Consider the following 19,042-nt stretch of genomic DNA (forward strand, 5'->3'; position numbering starts at 1 on the left):
ACTGGGGGTAATCCTTTCCCAGCCCGGGGCTCTTGCGGAACAGGGTGAAGATAGACGATGCGCATGCTTGGGTTGACTTCGATCCTCCTGGCGGCGGGGATGGCGTTCGCCACGCCCGCTTCGGCCCAGGAGCCTGTTGCTAACACCGCGGCTCCGGTCGCGAACAGCGCGGCACCCGCCGCAGCCGCCACGCCGGCGGTCGCCGATCCCACGCTCGATGCTTCGGGCAAGCCGCTGACCAAGGCGGCTCCGGGCATCGGCCAGCCGGTCGCCGAAGGCATCGCGCTGCAGCCGCAGGTCACCAAGACCGGCGAGGAAGCGCACAACTTCCACAACCACATCCTGCTGCCGCTGATCACGGTGATCTCGATCTTCGTGCTCATCCTGCTGGTGTGGGTGATCTTCCGCTATCGCCGCGCGGCCAATCCGACGCCGAGCCGCACCGCGCACAACACGGTGATCGAGATCGTCTGGACGCTCGTCCCGGTGCTGATCCTGATCGCGATCGCGGTCCCGTCGATCCGCCTGCTCGCCGCGCAGTTCAAGCCGGCGCCCAAGGATGCGATCACGCTCAAGGCGATCGGCAACCAGTGGTTCTGGAGCTATGAGTATCCGGACAATGGCGGCATCCAGCTGACCGCCAACATGCTCAAGGAGCAGGGCCAGGTCCCGGCCGGCCAGCGCTACCGCACCGACGCCGACGGCCCGCGCTTGCTCGCGACCGACCAGCGCGTCGTGCTGCCGGTCGGCGTGCCGATCCGCCTGATCACCACCGCGCAGGACGTGATCCACAGCTGGGCGGTCCCCGCCTTCTGGATCAAGCTCGACGCGGTGCCGGGCAAGCTCAACGAGACCAGCTTCACCATCGAGAAGCCGGGCCTCTATTTCGGCCAGTGCTCGGAGCTGTGCGGCGCCCGCCACGCCTATATGCCGATTGCGGTCGAGGCCGTGTCGCCCGCCGAGTTCGCGCAATGGGTGAAGTCGAAGGGCGGCACCATCCCGGCCGAGGTCGCCGCCGCAGCGGCAGCCGAGGCCGCGCAGAACGCCGCCGCGCCGGCCGCCGCGAACGCTGCCGAGACCAACGCCGCCGCCGAACCGGCTGCCACCAACGAGACCGCGCCGGCCGCCAACGCCGCCGCCGGCAACACCACGGGCAACTGAGACCATGACCGATATCGCCCTTCACGCGCATGACGATCATGCGCACCACGATGCCGATCACAAGCCGGGCTTCTTCGCCCGCTGGTTCATGTCGACGAACCACAAGGACATCGGCACGCTCTACCTGATCTTCGCGATCGTCGCGGGTATCATCGGTGGCTCGATCTCGGGCCTGATGCGCGCCGAACTGATGCATCCGGGCATCCAGTACCTGCCGACCTGGCTGAGCATGCTGCACGGCGGCGAGCACAGCTTCGACGACGCCATGCACTTCTGGAACGTGCTGATCACCGCCCACGGCCTGATCATGGTGTTCTTCATGGTCATGCCGGCGATGATCGGTGGCTTCGGCAACTGGTTCGTGCCGATCATGATCGGCGCGCCGGACATGGCGTTCCCGCGCATGAACAACATCTCGTTCTGGCTGCTGATCCCGGCCTTCCTGCTGCTGCTGCTCTCGCCGTTCGTCGGCATCGGCGCGGGCACCGGCTGGACGGTCTATGCCCCGCTCTCCACCTATGGCGAGCCCGGGCCGTCGGTCGACATGGCGATCCTGTCGCTCCACCTGGCGGGCGCCAGCTCGATCCTGGGCGCGATCAACTTCATCACCACCATCTTCAACATGCGCGCGCCGGGCATGACCCTGCACAAGATGCCGCTGTTCGTCTGGTCGGTGCTGATCACCGCCTTCCTGCTGCTGCTGGCGCTACCGGTGCTCGCCGCCGCGATCACCATGCTGCTGACCGACCGCAACTTCGGCACCGCCTTCTACGATCCGCAGTACGGCGGCGACCCGGTCCTCTACCAGCACCTGTTCTGGTTCTTCGGCCACCCCGAAGTGTACATCATGATCCTGCCGGGCTTCGGCATCGTCAGCCAGATCATCGCCACCTTCAGCCGCAAGCCGGTGTTCGGCTATCTGGGCATGGCCTACGCCATGGTCGCGATCGGCCTGGTCGGCTTCGTCGTATGGGCGCACCACATGTTCACCACCGGCATGTCGGTCACCGTGAAGATGTACTTCACCGCCGCCACCATGGTGATCGCGGTGCCGACCGGCGTGAAGATCTTCTCGTGGATCGCCACGATGTGGGGCGGCTCGATCAGCTTCAAGACCCCGATGGTCTGGGCGATCGGCTTCATCTTCATGTTCACCGTCGGCGGCGTGACCGGCGTCGTCCTCGCCAATGGCGGCGTCGACGATTACATGCAGGACACCTATTACGTCGTCGCGCACTTCCACTATGTGCTGTCGCTCGGCGCGGTGTTCTCGCTGTTCGCCGGCTTCTACTACTGGTTCCCGAAGATGTCGGGCCGGATGTACAACGAGCTGCTCGGCCAGCTGCACTTCTGGGTGTTCTTCATCGGCGTGAACGTGATGTTCTTCCCGATGCACTTCCTGGGCCTGCAGGGCATGCCGCGCCGCTATCCGGACTATCCGGACGCCTATGCCCATTGGAACCAGGTTGCCACGATCGGCTACATGATCATGGCCGCGGGCATGGTGATCTTCTTCGTGAACATCATCTGGTCGCTGCTCGCCGGCCGCAAGGCCGAGGGCAATCCCTGGGGCGAAGGCGCGACGACGCTGGAATGGACGCTGTCCAGCCCGCCGCCGTTCCACCAGTTCGAGACGCTGCCGGTGATCGAGGATCACGGTCACCATTGAGCAGGGCCGAAAGGCTGAAACACGAAGCGCCCCGGGAGGAAACTTCCGGGGCGCTTTCGTTGGGACTCGTGGCAAGCGGCAAGGTATCCCTTCAGACCATCCAAAGGGGCGAGGCGGCGTTGAAAAATCTATCACATCCGACGACCCTGCTGGCCGGCGGCGGGGTTCTGCTGCTGGCAGCTATTCTTATCATCAACGCCAACTCTCCCTGGTTTCGCGACAACGGAGGGCTGGCTGGCTGGCTCCAGACGATCGGCAGCCTCTACGCAATCGCTGCGATAAGCGTGCCCGTACTTCTTGAACGCAGACTGGCAACTACGCGGGCGCGCCAGAGCCTGCTCGCCTCTGCGGAACTCGCATACGATCTGATGTCATATGTCGCGAGGATAGCCTTCGATCGGGATGCCCGGTTCTCCGAATGGTACGTCCCGCAATGGCAGGTGATCGACGAAGTTCTTCAAGCGGCCCCTGTGCATGAAATTGACTCACCGGGGGGCATGCGAGCCTTCGTGTCGATCCGAGAATTATACGGGAGAATGAGAGCTTGGGATGAGACCAACGAAGAGTCATGGCCACGGAGCGCCGAAGGCGGAACGCTGAGTTATGTGGGAAATCTCGTTATGAACGCGGGCAGGCACCTGGAGGATCTACGAGGGCAGGTGGCAGGGCGAGAGCAGCGTCACGTATAGTTATTTCACGCGGGCTCCGGCTGACGGGACAATCGGTCCACTTCCCCCCGGGCCCGCGCCGGCCTATAGCCGATCGCACGACCATGAGCACCGCTTCCGCCACCGTTTCATTGCCCGCCGACTGGCGTGATTTCCTCGCGCTGACCAAGCCGCGGGTGATGACCCTCGTCGTCTTCACCGGATTGTGCGGCATGCTCGCCGCCCCGGTGCCGATCCACCCGATCCTCGGCTTCACCGCGATCCTGTGCATCGCGCTGGGCGCGGGTGCCGCGGGTGCGCTCAACCAATGGTACGAGGCCGATCTCGACGCCAAGATGAAGCGCACCGCCAAGCGGCCGCTGCCCGCCGGGCGGATGGATCGCCAGTCGGCGCTGCACTTCGGCGTCGGCCTGGCGGGCTTCAGCCTCGCGCTCATGTATTTCGCGATCAACCTGGCGGCGACCCTGATCCTCGCCGCATCGATCCTGTTCTACGTCTTCGTCTACACGATCTGGCTCAAGCGCCGGACGCCGCAGAACATCGTGATCGGCGGCGCCGCCGGCGCCTTCCCGCCGATGATCGGCTGGGCGGCGGCGACCGGCGACGTCAGCACCATGTCGGTGCTTTTGTTCGCGCTGATCTTCCTGTGGACCCCGCCGCATTTCTGGGCGCTCGCGCTGTTCGTGAAGACCGATTACGCCAATGCCGGCGTGCCGATGCTGCCGGTGGTGGCAGGCGAGCGCACCACGCGCATCCAGATCGGGCTCTACACCATCCCGATGATCCTCTGCGCCGCCGCGCCCTGGCCGCTCGGCTTCGCCGGGGCGATCTACGGGATCACCGCCGCGGTGATGTCCGGCCTGTTCCTCGCCATGGCGGTGCAGGTGGCGATCCGCCGTTCCGAGCCCGAGGACGCGATGGTCCCCGAGAAGCGGCTGTTCAAATTCTCGATCCTCTATCTGTTCGTCGTCTTCGGCGCGCTCGTTATCGACAGGTGGTTCGCATGACCGATGATCTGATCCAGCCCTCGCCCACGAATCCGGCAACGCCGATCGAGGAGGCGGAGCTGATCCGCAGCCGCCAGCGCAGCCGCGCCGTGGTGATGGCGGTGCTGCTCGGGCTGTTCGTGGTGCTGGTCTTCGCCATCTCGATCGTGAAGATCCAGCTCGGCCACGCCGGATGATCCGGATCAGCCGGAACCTGCGCGTTGCCATCCTCGCCGGTATCGGCGTGTGCTCGATGACCGGGCTCGGCTTCGCGGCGGTGCCGCTCTATCGGATGTTCTGCGAGGCGACCGGCCTCAACGGCACGACGCAGAAGGGCCTGCGCGCACCGGGCAGCGTCGGCCAGAAGATCACCATCGCGTTCGATTCGAACGTGGCGAAGGGCATCCCCTGGAAGTTCCAGCCCGAGCGGCGATCGGACACGATCGACATCGGCGGGCGCGACATGGCGTTCTTCACCGCCACCAACACTTCCGATCGCGAAGTGACCGGCACCGCGACGTTCAACGTCACCCCGGTGTTCGTCGGCAAGTATTTCACCAAGATCCAGTGCTTCTGCTTCACCCAGCAGACGCTGAAGCCCGGCGAGACGGTGCGCATGCCGGTGATCTTCTATGTCGATCCCAAGATCCTCGACGATCCGGACGCGCGCGACGTGCAGGAGATCACCCTCTCCTACACCTTCTACCCCTCCGAATCGCAGGCCGTGAAGGACGCCGCCGCCAAGGCGCATTGATCGAAGCGGCCCCGCGCACGAGGATTGTTGCGGGAAGCGATTTCGCGCCCTAAGCTCCGCGCAAAAGCATAGGACAGGGATGATCGATGGCCGGGGCTAAGAATCACCAGTACCATATCCTTCCACCCAGCATCTGGCCGCTTTTCGGGTCATTTGCGGCGCTGGTGCTCGCCACCGGCGGCATCATGGTGATGCACAAATATCCGAGTGCGTACCTCGTCTTCTTCGCTGGCGTCGCGCTGGTGGCGATCACCATGTTCGGCTGGTGGAGCAAGGTTATCCAGGAGGCGCATGCCGGCGACCATACGCCGATCGTGCAGCTCCATTTGCGCTACGGCATGATCCTGTTCATCGCTTCCGAAGTGATGTTCTTCGTCGGCTGGTTCTGGGCCTGGTTCGACTTCTCGCTCTTCCCCTCGCACGTGGAAGCAGTGGGTGGTCAGTGGCCGCCCAAGGGCATGGAAGTGCTCGACGCCTGGAAGTTCCCGCTGCTCAACACGCTGATCCTGCTTTGCTCGGGCTGCACCGTGACCTGGGCGCATCACGGCCTGATCCACAATGAGCGCGGCGGTGAGAAGAAGGGCCTGTGGGGCCTGCTCGGCGTCGGCGAGAATGACAGCGTGCTCAAGGGCCTGTGGCTCACCGTGATCCTGGGCCTGACCTTCAGCAGCCTCCAGGCCTATGAATATGCCGAGGCGCCCTTCCCGTTCGCCGCGGCTTCCGAGGGCGGATCGAGCTATGGCGGCGCCTTCTTCATGGCGACCGGCTTCCACGGCTTCCACGTGATCGTCGGTACGATCTTCCTGATCGTGAACCTGGTCCGCGCGTACAAGGGTGACTTCACCCCGAAGCAGCATTTCGGCTTCGAGGCGGCAGCCTGGTACTGGCACTTCGTCGACGTGGTGTGGCTGTTCCTCTTCGCCTCCATCTATGTCTGGGGCGGCTGGGGCGCGCCGGTCCACGCCGGCTGAGCGTGACCGACACCAATAGCGATTCTCTCGGGGGAGGCGGCCCAGTGTCGTCTCCCCCGATCCTTTCGGGGACCAGGGGCGCCTGCCCGCGCTGCGGCGCGCCGACCCTGTTCAAGAGCTTCACCGGCTTTGCCGACAGCTGCGCTGCCTGCGGGCTCGACTTCACCCGCTTCAACGTCGGCGACGGACCCGTGGTGTTCCTTACCCTCGGCATCGGCGCGCTGATCACCGGGCTGGCGCTGTGGGTGGAGTTCACCTTCCAGCCCGGCGTGCTGATCCATGTCCTGCTCTGGGTCCCCATCACCGCGGCGCTGGTGATCCTGGCGCTGCGCTTCTCCAAGGGGCTCCTGCTCGCGCTCGAATATCGCAACCGCGCGGGCGAAGGGCGCGTTCGAGGCGAATGATGCCGCGCTTTCCCCTGATCCCGACGATCGTCGTCGCCCTCGCCGTCGCCCTGATGATCGGGCTGGGCGTGTGGCAGCTCGAGCGCCGCGGCGAGAAGCTGGCCGCGCTGCAGCTCTACGCCGCCAATTTCGACAAGCCGGAGATGGCGTTCCCCCGCCTGCCGGTGGGCGACCAGTATCTGTTCCGCCGCGCCAGCGCCTATTGCCTCGCCGTGATCGGCTGGCAGAGCCAGGGCGGCCGATCGATCAAGGGCACCAACGGCTATCGCCACATCGCCCGGTGCCGCGCCGGCGCGGAGGGTGCGGTGCTGCTGATCGACATGGGCGTGGCGCCCGATCCCAAGTTCCAGCCCGCCTGGAAGGGCGGCCAGGTCACCGGCACGATCACCCACGCCCCCGATCACCGCCCGCTGCTCGCCGGCCTGTTCGAGAGCGAGCCCAAGCATCTGATGCTGATCTCCGAGGCTGCGGCGCCGGGACTGCAGCCGACCGCGAAGCCGGATCTGTCGAGCGTGCCCAACAACCACCTCAGCTATGCCGTGCAATGGTTCCTGTTCGCAGCTGTAGCGTCGGTGATCTACGTGCTGGCGCTACGCTGGCGGCAGAAGCCGAAGGCCTGAACCCATAACCGTCATCCCGGCGAAAGCCGGGATCTCAGGCGAGGGCGCGGGACAGGAGCCGCACGAGATCCCGACTTGCGTCGGGATGACGGCATGAGGGGATGATGGACTAGAGGGGATGGCCGGAGTGCGGGAATGGCGTCCCTAAACATAGCCTATCTTGTCCCCCTCCCCGCTCCCCGCTAGGCCCCGCGCTCATGCAATATCAGAGCACCCGAGGCGGCGCGCCGCTGCTTGGCTTCCGTGACGTGACCCTTGCCGGCCTGGCGAGCGACGGCGGACTGTACGTCCCGACCAGCTGGCCGCGCTTCAGCCGGGAAGACATCGAAGCCCTGAAGGGCCTCTCCTATGTCGAGACCGCCGTCCGCGTGATGGCGCCGTTCACCGCCGGGGACCTGAGCGAGGACGAGCTGCGCGCGCTGTGCGAGCAGGCCTATGGCCGCTTCTCCCAGGCCGCGGTGACCCCGCTGGTCCAGCTCGACCATCGCCACTTCCTGCTCGAGCTGTTCCACGGCCCGACGCTGGCGTTCAAGGATGTCGCGCTCCAGCTGCTCGGCCTGCTCTTCGAGAAGTTCCTGACCGGCAGCAGCGAGCCGCTGACCATCGTCGGCGCGACCTCGGGCGACACCGGCAGCGCCGCGATCGACGCAGTCGCCGGCCGGCACGGCGTCGACATCTTCATGCTCCACCCCAAGGGCCGCGTGTCCGACGTGCAGCGCCGCCAGATGACCACGGTGCTGGCGCCCAACGTCCACAACATCGCGATCGAGGGCAGCTTCGACGATGCCCAGGCGATGGTAAAGGCGCTGTTCAACGACCGCGACTTCACCGGCCGCTTCCGGCTCTCCGCGGTCAACTCGATCAACTGGGCCCGGCTGATGGCGCAGGTGGTCTATTATTTCTACGCCGCGGTCCGCCTCGGCGCGCCGGCGCAGAAGGTCGCCTTCGCCGTGCCGACCGGCAATTTCGGCGATGTCTTCGCCGGCTATGTCGCCGCACGCATGGGCCTGCCGGTCGAGCGGCTGATCGTCGCGACCAACGTCAACGACATCCTCCACCGCGCGCTGTCGAGCGGCGACTATTCGGCCGGCACCGTCACCCCGACGGCAGCACCGAGCATGGACATCCAGGTCAGCTCGAACTTCGAGCGCCTGCTTTCCGACCTGGCCGGCGGCAGCGTCGCGGAGCAGATGGCCGGCTTCGAATCGTCGAAGGCGATGCGCCTGACCAACGCGCAGCAGGAAGGCGCGGCAAAGCTGTTCAGCAGCGATCGCATCACGCCCGAAGAGATGAACGAGACGATGCGCTGGGCGCATGCCGAGGCCGCGCAGGTGATCGACCCGCACAGCGCGATCGGCCTCGCCGCCGCGCGCCGGGCCGAGCTGCCGGCGGACGTGCCGGTCGTCACCCTGGCCACCGCGCACCCGGCCAAGTTCGCCGACGCGGTCGAGCGCGCCACCGGCGTGCGGCCGTCGCTGCCGGCGCGCGTGGGCGATCTGTTCGACCGCCAGGAGCGCTATGACGTGCTGCCCGGCACGCTCGACGCGGTGCGGGATTACATCGCCGAGCGGGCCAAGCCGCGCACTTAATAATTCCTCCCCCAGCTTTGCTGGGGGAGGGGGACCATTTGCGGAGCAAAATGGTGGAGGGACCGACCTGGAATGCGGCGGTAACCTGCTGCACCCCTCCACCACCGCCTTCGGCGGCGGCCCCTCCCCGAGACAAGCTCGGGGAGGAATTGGCCTCTTCGCCACATCCTACTAAAGAACCCCCATGGATCTCATCACTCTCACCGGCGAGCCCTGGGCCGATTACGGGCTGGTCGACAGCGGCCATGGCCGCAAGCTCGAGCGCTACGGCAAATATCGCTTCATCCGCCCCGAGCCCCAGGCAATGTGGGCGCCGGCTTCCGACAATTGGGACGCGCACGGCGAGTTCGTGCCCGGCGCCGACGAGGATGGCGGCGGGCGCTGGAACTTCACCAAGCCGGTCCCGAGCGAAGGCTGGCCGCTGCGCTGGGAGGAAGTCCGCTTCACCGCGCAGAACACCCCGTTCCGCCACCTCGCCTTCTTCCCGGACATGTCGCCGGTCTGGCACTGGATGCGCAGCCAGATCGACGGGATGGACGCGCCAGAGTTCATGAACCTGTTCGGCTATACCGGCGTCGGCAGCCTGGCGATGGCGGCCAAGGGGGCGAAGGTCACCCATGTCGATGCCTCGAAGAAGTCGGTCGCGGAAGGCAAGGCCAATGCCGCGCTGTCCGGCATGGAGGACCTGCCGGTCCGCTGGATGATCGACGATGCCGCCAAGTTCACCGCGCGCGAAGTGCGGCGCGGACGGCGCTATGACGGGATCATCCTCGATCCGCCGAAATGGGGCCGCGGACCGAACGGCGAAGTGTGGAAGCTCGAGGAAGGCCTGCCCGGCCTGATCGCCGACACGACGAAGCTGCTCGACGCCGATTCCCGCTTCCTGTTTCTCACCGTCTATGCCGTGCGCATGTCGGCGCTGGCGATCGGCGAATTGCTGCGCCAGCACGTGTCGCATCTGCCCGGCAAGGTCGAGTGCGGCGAGCTGGCGGTGCGCGAGGAAGCGCGCGGGCTCGAACTGCCGACCGCAATCTTCGCGCGCTGGAGCCGCGACTGATGGGCCTCTCGGTATTCCTCGCCACCGCCGTTGCCGACACCGTCGAGGGCCGCCGGCCGGGCGGGCGCCACGCCATGCTGATCTATGTCTCGGCCGACAGCTTCGAAGAAGCCCAGGCCAAGGCCGCCGGCGTCGCGCTCGGCACCGGCTGGATGCTGGTGCGGCTGGAAAAGGGCATGGAAGTCGCGGATCCCGGCGCGACCGAGGACCCGGTGCTGCGCGCCGCCGCCGCGGATGCGCTGGCGGAAGGATCGGCAATGGTCGTCTATGGCGACGAGCTGCCGCCCGAGGCTTAGCCAATAGCCGTCATCCCGGCGAAAGCCGGGATCTCAGGCGATGGCGGGAAAAGAGCTGCACGAGATCCCGGCTTTCGCCGGGATGACGGAAGGAGGCTCGCCGGGCACCACGCTTGCAATGTAGGATTTCGCCTGCTCCATGCTGATGGATGCAGGCCGACTTCCTCTTCCGCACCGATCGCGTCCATCGCGAGCACTTGTGCGAGGAGGGGAAACCGGGCCCCCGTGCCATAAACTTCGTAAACTTCCGCGACCCGCCGAGCCCGCGAATCGCGCCGTCAGCTCCGCCCCATCCGCACCGCCGCCCCCGCCACGAACGGACAGCCCGCCACCAGCAACAGGCTCACCGCGCCGAGCAGCTTGAGCGCGCCCGGCTGGTCGGCCGTGGCGCCGAAGATCAGCAGCGGCACTGCGAAGGGCAGCATGACCAGCCCGGCCAATGCCCCCGCCCCGCGCAGCCCGGAAACCAGCGCGGCGGTGGCGACGCCCAGCGCCGCCAGCCCCGGCGTACCGATCAGCAATGCGAGCAGCAGCGGCCCCAGCGCCGCGCCGGGCAGCTGCAGCAGTCCCGATGCGATCACCGTGGCGACGAGCAGCGCCGGCGCGAAGCCGAGCCAATGGCCGGCGACCTTGGCCGCAGCCACGCCGGCATCGGGGATCCCACGCACCGCCAGCTGGTCGAGTACGCCGCTCTCCAGGTCGGGCGACACCAGCCGCTCGACCGGCAGCAACGCCGCGAGCAGCGCCGCCGCCCAGATCACGCCCGGTGCGATGCGGGCGAGCAGCTTGCCGTCAGGCCCCACGGCAAAGGGAAACAGGATCGCGACCAGCAGGAAGAATATCAGCGGCAGCGCCAGCCCGCCGGTGCTCCAGGCGCGCCGCAGCTCGCGCCAGACGATCGCGGCATAGGCGCTCACAGCGCCACCTCGCGGGCATCGGGCAGCGTGATCGGCAGGTGCGTGGCGACCAGCGCGATGCCGCCCGCCGCTCGGTGCCCGGCGATCAGGCCTTCGAGCAGGGCGACCGAGGCGGTGTCGAGGCCGTTGGCCGGCTCGTCGAGCAGCCAGATCGGCGCGGCGCTCGCCACCACCCGGGCCAGTGCGGCGCGCCGGCGCTGCCCGGTCGAGAGCATGCGCACCGGCACCTGCGCCAGCGGGCCGAGGTCGAGCGACGCCAGCACGTCGGGCACCACCTCACGCCGGCCGTCGAGCCCGGCCCAGAAGTTCAGCGCGGCGGCGAGCGGAAGCTCGGAATCGAGCGCCGGCGCCTCGGCCATCAGCGCGCGGTCGCCGGTGCATTCGACGGTACCGGCGGCGGGGGCCAGCAGCCCGGCGGCGATGCGGATCAGGCTCGACTTGCCGACACCATTGGGCCCGGTGACCAGGGCCGCCTCGCCCGGCGCGAGCGCCAGGTCCAGTCCTTCGAACAGCAGTCTTCCGCCGCGCAGGCACGCCACGCCGCGAAGCGCGAGTGCGTTCACTCCGCCGAATCTTCCAGCGCGTGCATGTCGTCGTCGGAAAGCCCGAAATGATGGCCGACCTCATGCACCACGACATGGTTGATCAGCGATTCGAGCGTCACCCCGGTATGCGCCCATTCGTCGAGCAAGGGCCGGCGATAGAGGTGGATCTCGTCGGGCATGGTCACCCCGTCCCAGGCCGATTTTTCGCCGACCGGGCGGCCGCGATACAGGCCGGTCAGGTCGAACGGATCCTCGATGCCCATTTCGTCGAGCGTCTCGTCATCGGCGAAATCCTCGACCACCAGCACGATGTCGGCGAGATAGCCCTGGAAGGGCTCGGGGATGCGCGCAAGGGATGCACGCGCTAGCGCCTCGATAATGGCGGCGTCTGGGGCTTGCCCGGTCATGTCGCCCGGAATAGGCCGGAGAACGGAGCTACGGCAAGGAGGCAGTGATGGTGGCGCGGTTGACCGACGGACTTCGCGAGGAATCGCTCGCGGCGCTGCCCGACTGGCGCTGGGATGCCGAGCGCGATGCGATCACGCGCCGCTTCGAGTTCAGGGACTTCAACCAGGCCTTCGGCTTCATGACCCGCGTCGCGCTGATCGCCGAAAAGGCAGACCATCACCCCGAATGGTCGAACGTGTGGAACAAGGTCGACATCCTGCTGACCACCCATGACGCGGACGGGCTCTCCACCCGCGACATCCAGATGGCCCAGGCGATCGACGCGCTGCTCTGAGCCTTATTTGAACGCCCGGCCCTGCAGCTTGCGCAGTGTGCCGGGCAGCCAGCGCTGCATGAACCACAGACGGTGCGCGGTCTTGCCGACGCGAGTGTGCACGTCGCGGCGGATGTCGAGCATGTGGCGGACGGTCTTCACCACTTCGCTCACCGGGGTGATCTCGAGCCCGGCTGCGGTCACTGATTCGCGCACGTTGCGGTTCGAGTCCTGGGTGACGTGGTTGAGTAGCGGCGTATCGATGAAGCTCGGCATCAGCGAGCCGACATAGATGCCCTCATGCCCCCATTCGGCATTGAGCGCCTCGGCAAAGCCGCGCATCGCGAACTTGCCGGCGGCATAGACCGACATGCCGGCACTGCCCGAGATGCCGGCGGCCGAACTGGTGATGATCATCGCCGAGCCTGGCGTCGCCTTGAGCAGGTCGTGCGCGGCGCGGGCGCCGTGGACCACGCCGTTGATGTTGATCGAGAGGCCCCGGTCGATGTCGGAATCCGACATGGTCTCAAGCTGGCCGCCGACGGCGATGCCGGCATTGTTGAACAGGAAATCGAGCCGGCCGCCGCTCTTGCCAGCGAAATCGGCGAGCGCAGCTTTCCAGGCATCGCGGTCCCGCACGTCCATCAAATAGGTCTCGGCGCCGTCGACCTCTGCCTTCGCTGCCTCCAACCCGGCGGCATTGACGTCGGCAAGACCGACCAGCCAGCCGTCCGCCGCGAGGCTCTTCGCGACCGCGAGCCCGATGCCCGACGCACCGCCGGTGATGAATGCCGCCTTGGCCATGCCGCCTCTCCCTGTTCTTTTGACCTTTGCGACTTCATCCCGCACAACGCGCCCCGATGCCAGAGCAAAGCCGCTCCGTTACCTTCAAAAATGTCAGCAAGGTCTGGCCGGAGGGCGTGAAGGCCGTCGACGGGGTGTCGCTGGAGGTCGCGGCAGGCAGTTTCGTCGCGTTGGTCGGCGCCTCGGGATCGGGCAAGTCGACCCTGCTCAAGATGGTCAACCGGCTGATCGCGCCGAGCGCGGGCCAGGTGCTGGTGGGCGGCGAGTCGGTCGATGCCGGGCCCGCGCCGGATCTCAGGCGGCGGATCGGCTATGTCTTCCAGAATGTCGGGCTGTTCCCGCACATGCGCGTCGGCGAGAATGTCGCGATCGGCCTCAGGCTGGCGGGCGAGAAGGACAATGCCGGACGGGTTGCCGAGCTGCTCGACCTGGTCGAGCTGTCGCCCGAGATAGCGGCGCGGATGCCCGATGCGCTGTCGGGCGGGCAGCGCCAGCGCGTCGGGGTGGCGCGGGCGCTGGCGACGGGACCGGGCATCCTGCTGATGGACGAGCCGTTCGGCGCGCTCGATCCGGTGACCCGCGACGGGCTCGGCAAGGCGATCCGCGCGCTGCACGACCGGATGGGACTCACCACCATCCTGGTGACGCACGACATGGCCGAGGCACTGCTGCTCGCCGACCGGGTGCTGGTGATGGAGAAGGGCAGGATCGTCGCCGATGCGACGCCACGCGAGCTGCTCGCCGGCAAGGGCGGCCCGGCGGCGGACGCGCTGGTCGCGGTGCCGCGCGAACAGGCGCACCGGCTGGCGGAGCTGGAGAAGTGAGCGCGCTCGCCCGCGTGCCCGAGCTGCTCGCCCAGCACCTGCTGCTGGCGCTGGCCGCGCTCTTGCTCGGGCTGGTGATCGCGCTGCCGCTGGCGGTGCTCTCCGCGCGCAGCCGCATCGTGGGCAGGATCGCCCTGGGATTCGCCAGCCTCGTACAGACCATTCCGAGCCTCGCGCTGCTCGCGCTCTTCTACCCGTTCCTGCTGTCGCTCTCGTCGCTGGTCGGCGGCGGGATACCGGCGCTGGGCTTCCTGCCTTCGCTGCTGGCGCTCTCGCTCTATGCCCTGCTCCCGATCCTGCGAAACGGCGTCACCGGCCTGGCCACGATCGACCCTGCCGTAATCGAGGCGGCGGATGGCGTCGGCATGACCGCGACGCAAAAACTCTGGCTGGTCGAGGCGCCGCTGGTGCTGCCGGTGCTGATGGCCGGCATCCGCACCGCCGCCGTCTGGACGATCGGCGCAGCGACGCTCTCCACCACCGTCGGCCAGCCGAGCCTTGGCGACCTGATCTTCGCCGGGCTGCAGACCCAGAACTGGTCGCTGGTGCTGACCGGCTGCGTCGCCGCGGCCTGTCTTGCGCTGGCGGTGGACGGGCTGCTCGGACTGGCCGAGCATGGCATCGCCAGGCGCAAGCGACCGCTGGTCTGGGCGAGCCTCGGCACGCTGCTCGTCGCGCTCGCCGTGGCGCTGGTCCCCGCCTTGCCCGCCGCGCGCGGCACGGTCACCATCGGCGCCAAGGGCTTTTCCGAGCAGTATATCCTCGCCCGGCTGATCGGGCACCGGCTGGAGGCGGCGGGCTACAAGGTCCGCTACCGCGAGGGCCTGGGCTCCGCCGTGGCGTTCAGCGCGCTCGCCGCGGGCGATGTCGATGTCTATGTTGACTATTCGGGCACGATCTGGACCAACCAGATGCAGCGCCGCGAGGTGCCGCCCCGCGACGCGATCGTCTCCGGCGTGGCGAAATGGGCGCGCGACACGCACGAGGTCACGCTGCTCGGCAGCCTGGGTTTCGAGAACGCCTATGCCTTCGCCATGCGCGGCGACGACGCGAGGAAGCGCGGTATCGCCAGCATCGCCGACCTCGCACCCGTCGCCGGCAGCCTGAACCTCGCCACCGATGTCGAGTTCCTCGAGCGCCCCGAATGGGCGGCGGTGAAGCAGGCGTACGGCCTCAGCTTCAAGTCCGCCCACCCCTATCAGCCGACCTTCATGTACCGCGCGCTCGCCAGCGGCACGGCGGACGTGATCCCGGCTTTCTCCTCCGACGGCCGCATCGCTGCCGACAGGCTGACGGTGCTCAGCGACCCCAAGGGCGCGATCCCCGGCTATGACGCGATCCTGCTGCTCGCCCCGAAACGCGCAGACGATGTCCGTTTCCAGGCCGCGCTCAGGCCGCTGATCGGCGCGATCAGCGTCGAGCGGATGCGCGAGGCCAATTACATGGTCGATCGCGACAGTAACAAATCAAGTCCCGACCAGGCAGCGAGCTGGCTGGAGCGTGGACTCGCGAGATGATCTTCTGTTATCGCTACCAGATATAAGAAACGAGGAGAGTGCAATGCGGCCTGGCCTGAAGCTGTTGCTGTCGACCACCATCATCTGGGCCGCATCGCCCGCTTTTGCGCAGCATGCGCCGACAACGCTGTCTGACCAGAATGTCGCACACCCCGCAAAATGGCCGACCGCCGCTTCGCAGGGCATGATCGATCCCGCGACCGAGAAGTTCGTCACCGACCTGATGGCGCAGATGACGCTGGAAGAGAAAGTCGGCCAGATGATCCAGGCCGATATCGGCGCGATGAAGCCCGAGGATCTGCGTCAATATCCGCTGGGCTCGATCCTGGCCGGCGGCAGCTCGCCGCCGCTGGGCGCGCCCGATCGTTCGCCCCAGGCCGCCTGGGTCGCCACGTCGCAGGCCTTCCGCAAGGTCGCGATGGAGCCGCGCGGCAAGCACCAGCCGATCCCGCTGCTCTTCGGCATCGATGCGGTGCACGGCAACAGCAACGTCGTCGGCGCCACGGTCTTCCCGCACAATATCGGGCTGGGCGCGATGCGTGATCCGGCGCTGATGCGTCGCATCGGCAAGGCGACGGCCGAGGAAACCGCCGCGACCGGCCCCGAATGGGCGTTCGGCCCGACGCTGACCGTGCCGCAGGACGATCGCTGGGGCCGCGCCTATGAAGGCTATTCCGAGGATCCCGCGGTGGTGCGCTCCTATGCCGGCGAGATGGTACGCGGCCTGCAGGGCGAGCCGGGCACCAAGAACCGCATCCAGCAGGGTTATGTCGCGGCATCGGCCAAGCATTTCCTCGGCGACGGCGGCACCTTGAACGGCGTCGATCAGGGCGATGCGCAGATCAGCGAGGACGCGCTGATCGCGATCCATGCCCAGGGCTATGTCCCCGCGATCGACGCGGGCACGCTCACCGTGATGGCCAGCTTCTCGAGCTGGAACGGCGCGAAGATGCACGGCAACAAGTCGCTGCTCACCGATGTGCTGAAAGGCCGCATGGGCTTTCAGGGCTTTGTCGTCGGCGACTGGAACGGTCACGGCCAGGTGACCGGCTGCACCACCACCGATTGCGCGGCGACCTTCAATGCCGGGCTCGACATGGCGATGGCGCCCGATGGCTGGAAGGGCCTGTTCGAGAGCACGGTCGCGCATGTGAAGGACGGCACGATCCCGATGTCGCGGATCGACGATGCCGTGCGCCGCATCCTGCGCGTGAAGGCGAAGCTGGGGCTGTTCGATCCCGCCCGGCCCTATGAGGGAAAGGCCGGGGTGATGGGCAATGCCGAGCACCGCGCGATCGCCCGCGAGGCCGTCGCCAAGTCGCTGGTGCTGCTCAAGAACCAGGGCGTGTTGCCGATCAAGGCCTCGGCCAATGTGCTGGTGGCCGGGCCGGGCGCCGATTCGATGGGCCAGCAGACCGGCGGCTGGACGCTGAGCTGGCAGGGTGACGGCAACAGCAACGGCGATTTCCCCAATGGCCAGACGATCTTCTCGGGCATTGCCGAGGCAGTGAAGGCCGGCGGGGGCACCGCCACCCTCTCCGCGGACGGCAGCTTCACCGCGAAGCCGGACGTCGCGATCGTGGTGTTCGGCGAGCAGCCCTATGCCGAAATGCGCGGCGACATCGCCACGCTGGAATTCCAGCCGGGCGACAAGCAGGCTCTGGCAACGCTGAAGAAGCTCAAGGCGGCAGGCGTGCCGGTGGTGTCCGTATTCCTATCGGGCCGTCCGCTCTGGGTGAATCCGGAGATCAACGCCTCCGACGCGTTCGTTGCCGCCTGGCTGCCAGGCAGCGAAGGCGCGGGCGTGGCGGACGTGCTGATCGGCGACAAGGCCGGCAAGCCGCGCAGGGACTTCAAGGGCACGCTGTCGTTCAGCTGGCCCAAGACCGCCGGCCAGTTCACGCTCAACAAGGGCACGCCGGGCTACGACCCATTGTTCGCGCTCGGCTATGGCCTGAGCTATGCCAAGCCGGGCAAGGTCGCGATGCTGGGCGAGGAACCGGGCTTCGATGCCTCGGCGCTCAACACCAGCGTCTATTTCGAGAAGGGCGTGCCGCCCAAGCCCTTCTCCTTCGCCACCGAATCGAAGATCACACGGGCGCCGATCGACGGGCCGCAGACCCAGGAAGGCGCGCAGCAGCTCAGCTGGACCGGCGGCCAAGCGCGGCTGAGCATCGGCGGCGGCACGCCGATCAACCTTGGCCGCGAAACCAATGGCGACCTGTCGCTCGCCCTCACCTATCGCCTGGACCGTGCGGCGACCGGGCCGGTCATGCTCGGCATGGGCAATGGCAAGGGGCTCGACGCGACCAGCCTGTTCACCGGCGAGACCGGCAAGTGGCGCACGGTGAAGATCCTGCTCAAATGCTATCAGCGGAACGGGACCGACATGAGCGCGGTTTCGGCGCCGGTGGTGGTGACTGCTTCGGATCCGCTGGTATTCAGCCTGTCCGACGCGCGAATCGTGTCGGATCCCGCCAACTCGATCTGCCCCGGGGCCAAGTGACCGAAACGCCAATCGAAACGATCACCATTGCCCATGGCCCCTTCCGCGCCGAGCTGATCACGCTCGGCGCGGCACTGCGCGTGCTGGAGGTGCCCGATCGGCACGGCAATCCGGCCAATGTGGTGCTCGGCTTCGCGGACCTCGACGATTATCGCAGGACGCCGCGCTTCTATGGCGCGGTGACCGGACGCTATGCCAACCGGATCGGCGGCGCGCGCTTCACGCTCGATGGGGTCGAGCATCGGGTCACGGCGAACAATGGCGCGAACAGCCTCCATTCGGGGCCGGGCGGGCTCGACCAGCAGCATTGGCAGGTGGTTGCCCGGAATGAGAGCGCCGCGACCTTCCGCCATGTCAGTCCGGCCGGTCACAACGGTTTTCCCGGTACGCTGGCGGTGGAGGCGCGCTACACGATGGAGGCGGACGGCCTGGCCATCAGCCTGACCGCGACCACCGATGCGCCGACCGTGGTGAACCTCACCCACCATGCCTATTTCAACCTGGCCGGCGAGGCGAGCGGCGCGACGATCCTCGACCATCTGCTGCGGATCTCGTCGAGCCGCACCACGCCGGTCGGCCCCGGGCTGATCCCGACGGGCGCCTTTGCCGAGGTGACCGGCACGCCGTTCGATTTCCGGGTTCCCCGCCGGGTCGGCGAACGGATCGACGCGGACGATGCCCAGCTCCGGCTCGGCCATGGCTATGACCATAATTTCGTGATCGACGGCGCGCCGCGCTGCGCCGCTACGCTGTTCGATCCGGGCTCGGGCCGCGTGCTCGATCTCCATTCGGGCGAGCCCGGACTGCAGCTCTATTCGGGCAACCATCTCGCGGGCGGGGCACCAGGCACCAGCGGACGCGTCTATGCGGCGCGCCAGGGCCTCTGCCTGGAGCCGCAGAAATACCCGGACAGCCCGAACCGGCCGGAATTCCCTTCGGCACGGCTCGATCCCGGCGAGACCTATCGCCATGATATCGCCTTCCGGTTCCGGACCGCGGAAAGCGTCGAGCAGGCCTTTGGCTAGTTCGTAAG

At 67.3% G+C, this 19,042-nt stretch carries 21 protein-coding genes; 17 read left to right on the plus strand and 4 right to left on the minus strand.

All coding sequences use genetic code 11. The features are described from left to right. The first annotated feature begins 57 nt into the window (after nucleotides 1-57). From coxB to GGR46_RS22870, 12 genes are all read left to right on the plus strand, one after another. Nucleotides 58-1,161 carry a cytochrome c oxidase subunit II gene (gene coxB / locus GGR46_RS22815; protein WP_184000368.1) on the plus strand — a complete coding sequence of 368 codons (1,104 nt, stop codon included), beginning with the start codon at nucleotides 58-60 and terminating at the stop codon, nucleotides 1,159-1,161. Nucleotides 1,162-1,165: 4 nt separating this feature from the next. Continuing rightward, a complete protein-coding gene (gene ctaD / locus GGR46_RS22820) occupies nucleotides 1,166-2,830 on the plus strand; it encodes a cytochrome c oxidase subunit I (RefSeq protein WP_184000369.1) in 1,665 nt (554 codons plus the stop codon). After that, on the plus strand, nucleotides 2,827-3,519 hold the full coding sequence (locus tag GGR46_RS22825; RefSeq protein ID WP_184000370.1) for a hypothetical protein: 693 nt from the start codon (nucleotides 2,827-2,829) through the stop codon (nucleotides 3,517-3,519). The genes ctaD and GGR46_RS22825 overlap by 4 nt, the downstream gene beginning before the upstream one ends. Before the next feature lie 83 nt (nucleotides 3,520-3,602). Then, nucleotides 3,603-4,505, plus strand: coding sequence for a heme o synthase (locus tag GGR46_RS22830; RefSeq protein WP_184000371.1), 903 nt, complete (start codon nucleotides 3,603-3,605; stop codon nucleotides 4,503-4,505). After that, nucleotides 4,502-4,681, plus strand: coding sequence for a hypothetical protein (locus GGR46_RS22835; RefSeq protein WP_184000372.1), 180 nt, complete (start codon nucleotides 4,502-4,504; stop codon nucleotides 4,679-4,681). Before GGR46_RS22830 ends, GGR46_RS22835 begins: the two co-directional genes overlap by 4 nt. Beyond that, nucleotides 4,678-5,238: a cytochrome c oxidase assembly protein gene (locus tag GGR46_RS22840; protein WP_184000373.1), complete on the plus strand. Its 561-nt coding sequence runs from the start codon at nucleotides 4,678-4,680 to the stop codon at nucleotides 5,236-5,238. The genes GGR46_RS22835 and GGR46_RS22840 overlap by 4 nt, the downstream gene beginning before the upstream one ends. Before the next feature lie 86 nt (nucleotides 5,239-5,324). Continuing rightward, the gene (locus GGR46_RS22845) at nucleotides 5,325-6,209 is read left to right on the plus strand and encodes a cytochrome c oxidase subunit 3 (RefSeq protein WP_184000374.1); all 885 of its coding nucleotides are present in this window, start codon (nucleotides 5,325-5,327) and stop codon (nucleotides 6,207-6,209) included. Nucleotides 6,210-6,253: 44 nt separating this feature from the next. Then, a complete protein-coding gene (locus GGR46_RS22850) occupies nucleotides 6,254-6,613 on the plus strand; it encodes a DUF983 domain-containing protein (protein ID WP_184000375.1) in 360 nt (119 codons plus the stop codon). After that, nucleotides 6,613-7,233: an SURF1 family protein gene (locus GGR46_RS22855; protein WP_184000429.1), complete on the plus strand. Its 621-nt coding sequence runs from the start codon at nucleotides 6,613-6,615 to the stop codon at nucleotides 7,231-7,233. Before GGR46_RS22850 ends, GGR46_RS22855 begins: the two co-directional genes overlap by 1 nt. A 197-nt stretch (nucleotides 7,234-7,430) precedes the next feature. Then, nucleotides 7,431-8,822, plus strand: a complete 1,392-nt coding sequence (thrC, locus tag GGR46_RS22860; RefSeq protein WP_184000376.1) for a threonine synthase — start codon at nucleotides 7,431-7,433, stop codon at nucleotides 8,820-8,822. 184 nt (nucleotides 8,823-9,006) lie between these two features. Then, the gene (locus tag GGR46_RS22865; RefSeq protein ID WP_184000377.1) at nucleotides 9,007-9,879 is read left to right on the plus strand and encodes a class I SAM-dependent methyltransferase; all 873 of its coding nucleotides are present in this window, start codon (nucleotides 9,007-9,009) and stop codon (nucleotides 9,877-9,879) included. Then, nucleotides 9,879-10,175, plus strand: coding sequence for a hypothetical protein (locus GGR46_RS22870; protein WP_184000378.1), 297 nt, complete (start codon nucleotides 9,879-9,881; stop codon nucleotides 10,173-10,175). Before GGR46_RS22865 ends, GGR46_RS22870 begins: the two co-directional genes overlap by 1 nt. Nucleotides 10,176-10,453: 278 nt before the next feature. Here GGR46_RS22870 and GGR46_RS22875 read toward each other — a convergent pair whose 3' ends face one another. The 3 genes from GGR46_RS22875 to GGR46_RS22885 are packed head-to-tail and all read right to left on the minus strand — an operon-like array spanning nucleotide 10,454 to nucleotide 12,044. After that, nucleotides 10,454-11,092: a heme exporter protein CcmB gene (locus tag GGR46_RS22875; RefSeq protein WP_184000379.1), complete on the minus strand. Its 639-nt coding sequence runs from the start codon at nucleotides 11,090-11,092 to the stop codon at nucleotides 10,454-10,456. Continuing rightward, entirely contained in the window at nucleotides 11,089-11,655 is a 567-nt protein-coding gene (ccmA, locus tag GGR46_RS22880; protein WP_184000380.1) for a heme ABC exporter ATP-binding protein CcmA, read from the minus strand. Before ccmA ends, GGR46_RS22875 begins: the two co-directional genes overlap by 4 nt. Beyond that, nucleotides 11,652-12,044 (minus strand): metallopeptidase family protein, encoded by a 393-nt coding sequence (locus GGR46_RS22885; RefSeq protein ID WP_184000381.1) that lies wholly within the window; start codon nucleotides 12,042-12,044, stop codon nucleotides 11,652-11,654. The genes ccmA and GGR46_RS22885 overlap by 4 nt, the downstream gene beginning before the upstream one ends. Nucleotides 12,045-12,088: 44 nt before the next feature. Here GGR46_RS22885 and GGR46_RS22890 point away from each other — a divergent pair, with 44 nt between their 5' ends. Then, nucleotides 12,089-12,379 (plus strand): 4a-hydroxytetrahydrobiopterin dehydratase, encoded by a 291-nt coding sequence (locus tag GGR46_RS22890; RefSeq protein ID WP_184000382.1) that lies wholly within the window; start codon nucleotides 12,089-12,091, stop codon nucleotides 12,377-12,379. 3 nt (nucleotides 12,380-12,382) lie between these two features. Here the strand turns inward: GGR46_RS22890 and GGR46_RS22895 are convergent, their stop codons facing one another. After that, nucleotides 12,383-13,162 carry an SDR family oxidoreductase gene (locus GGR46_RS22895; protein ID WP_184000383.1) on the minus strand — a complete coding sequence of 260 codons (780 nt, stop codon included), beginning with the start codon at nucleotides 13,160-13,162 and terminating at the stop codon, nucleotides 12,383-12,385. A gap of 56 nt (nucleotides 13,163-13,218) precedes the next feature. Between GGR46_RS22895 and GGR46_RS22900 the strand changes: the two genes are divergently transcribed. From GGR46_RS22900 to GGR46_RS22915, 4 genes are read left to right on the plus strand one after another with little or no spacing between them, the layout of a single operon-like run. Next, on the plus strand, nucleotides 13,219-13,986 hold the full coding sequence (locus tag GGR46_RS22900) for an ATP-binding cassette domain-containing protein (RefSeq protein ID WP_184000384.1): 768 nt from the start codon (nucleotides 13,219-13,221) through the stop codon (nucleotides 13,984-13,986). Then, entirely contained in the window at nucleotides 13,983-15,503 is a 1,521-nt protein-coding gene (locus GGR46_RS22905) for a glycine betaine ABC transporter substrate-binding protein (RefSeq protein WP_184000385.1), read from the plus strand. Before GGR46_RS22900 ends, GGR46_RS22905 begins: the two co-directional genes overlap by 4 nt. 43 nt (nucleotides 15,504-15,546) lie before the next feature. After that, nucleotides 15,547-18,009 carry a glycoside hydrolase family 3 protein gene (locus GGR46_RS22910; protein WP_184000386.1) on the plus strand — a complete coding sequence of 821 codons (2,463 nt, stop codon included), beginning with the start codon at nucleotides 15,547-15,549 and terminating at the stop codon, nucleotides 18,007-18,009. Next, nucleotides 18,006-19,034 carry an aldose epimerase family protein gene (locus GGR46_RS22915; RefSeq protein ID WP_184000387.1) on the plus strand — a complete coding sequence of 343 codons (1,029 nt, stop codon included), beginning with the start codon at nucleotides 18,006-18,008 and terminating at the stop codon, nucleotides 19,032-19,034. The genes GGR46_RS22910 and GGR46_RS22915 overlap by 4 nt, the downstream gene beginning before the upstream one ends. Nucleotides 19,035-19,042 lie beyond the last annotated feature (8 nt).

The organism is Sphingomonas kyeonggiensis, from assembly GCF_014196745.1.
Lineage (GTDB): Bacteria > Pseudomonadota > Alphaproteobacteria > Sphingomonadales > Sphingomonadaceae > Sphingomonas > Sphingomonas kyeonggiensis.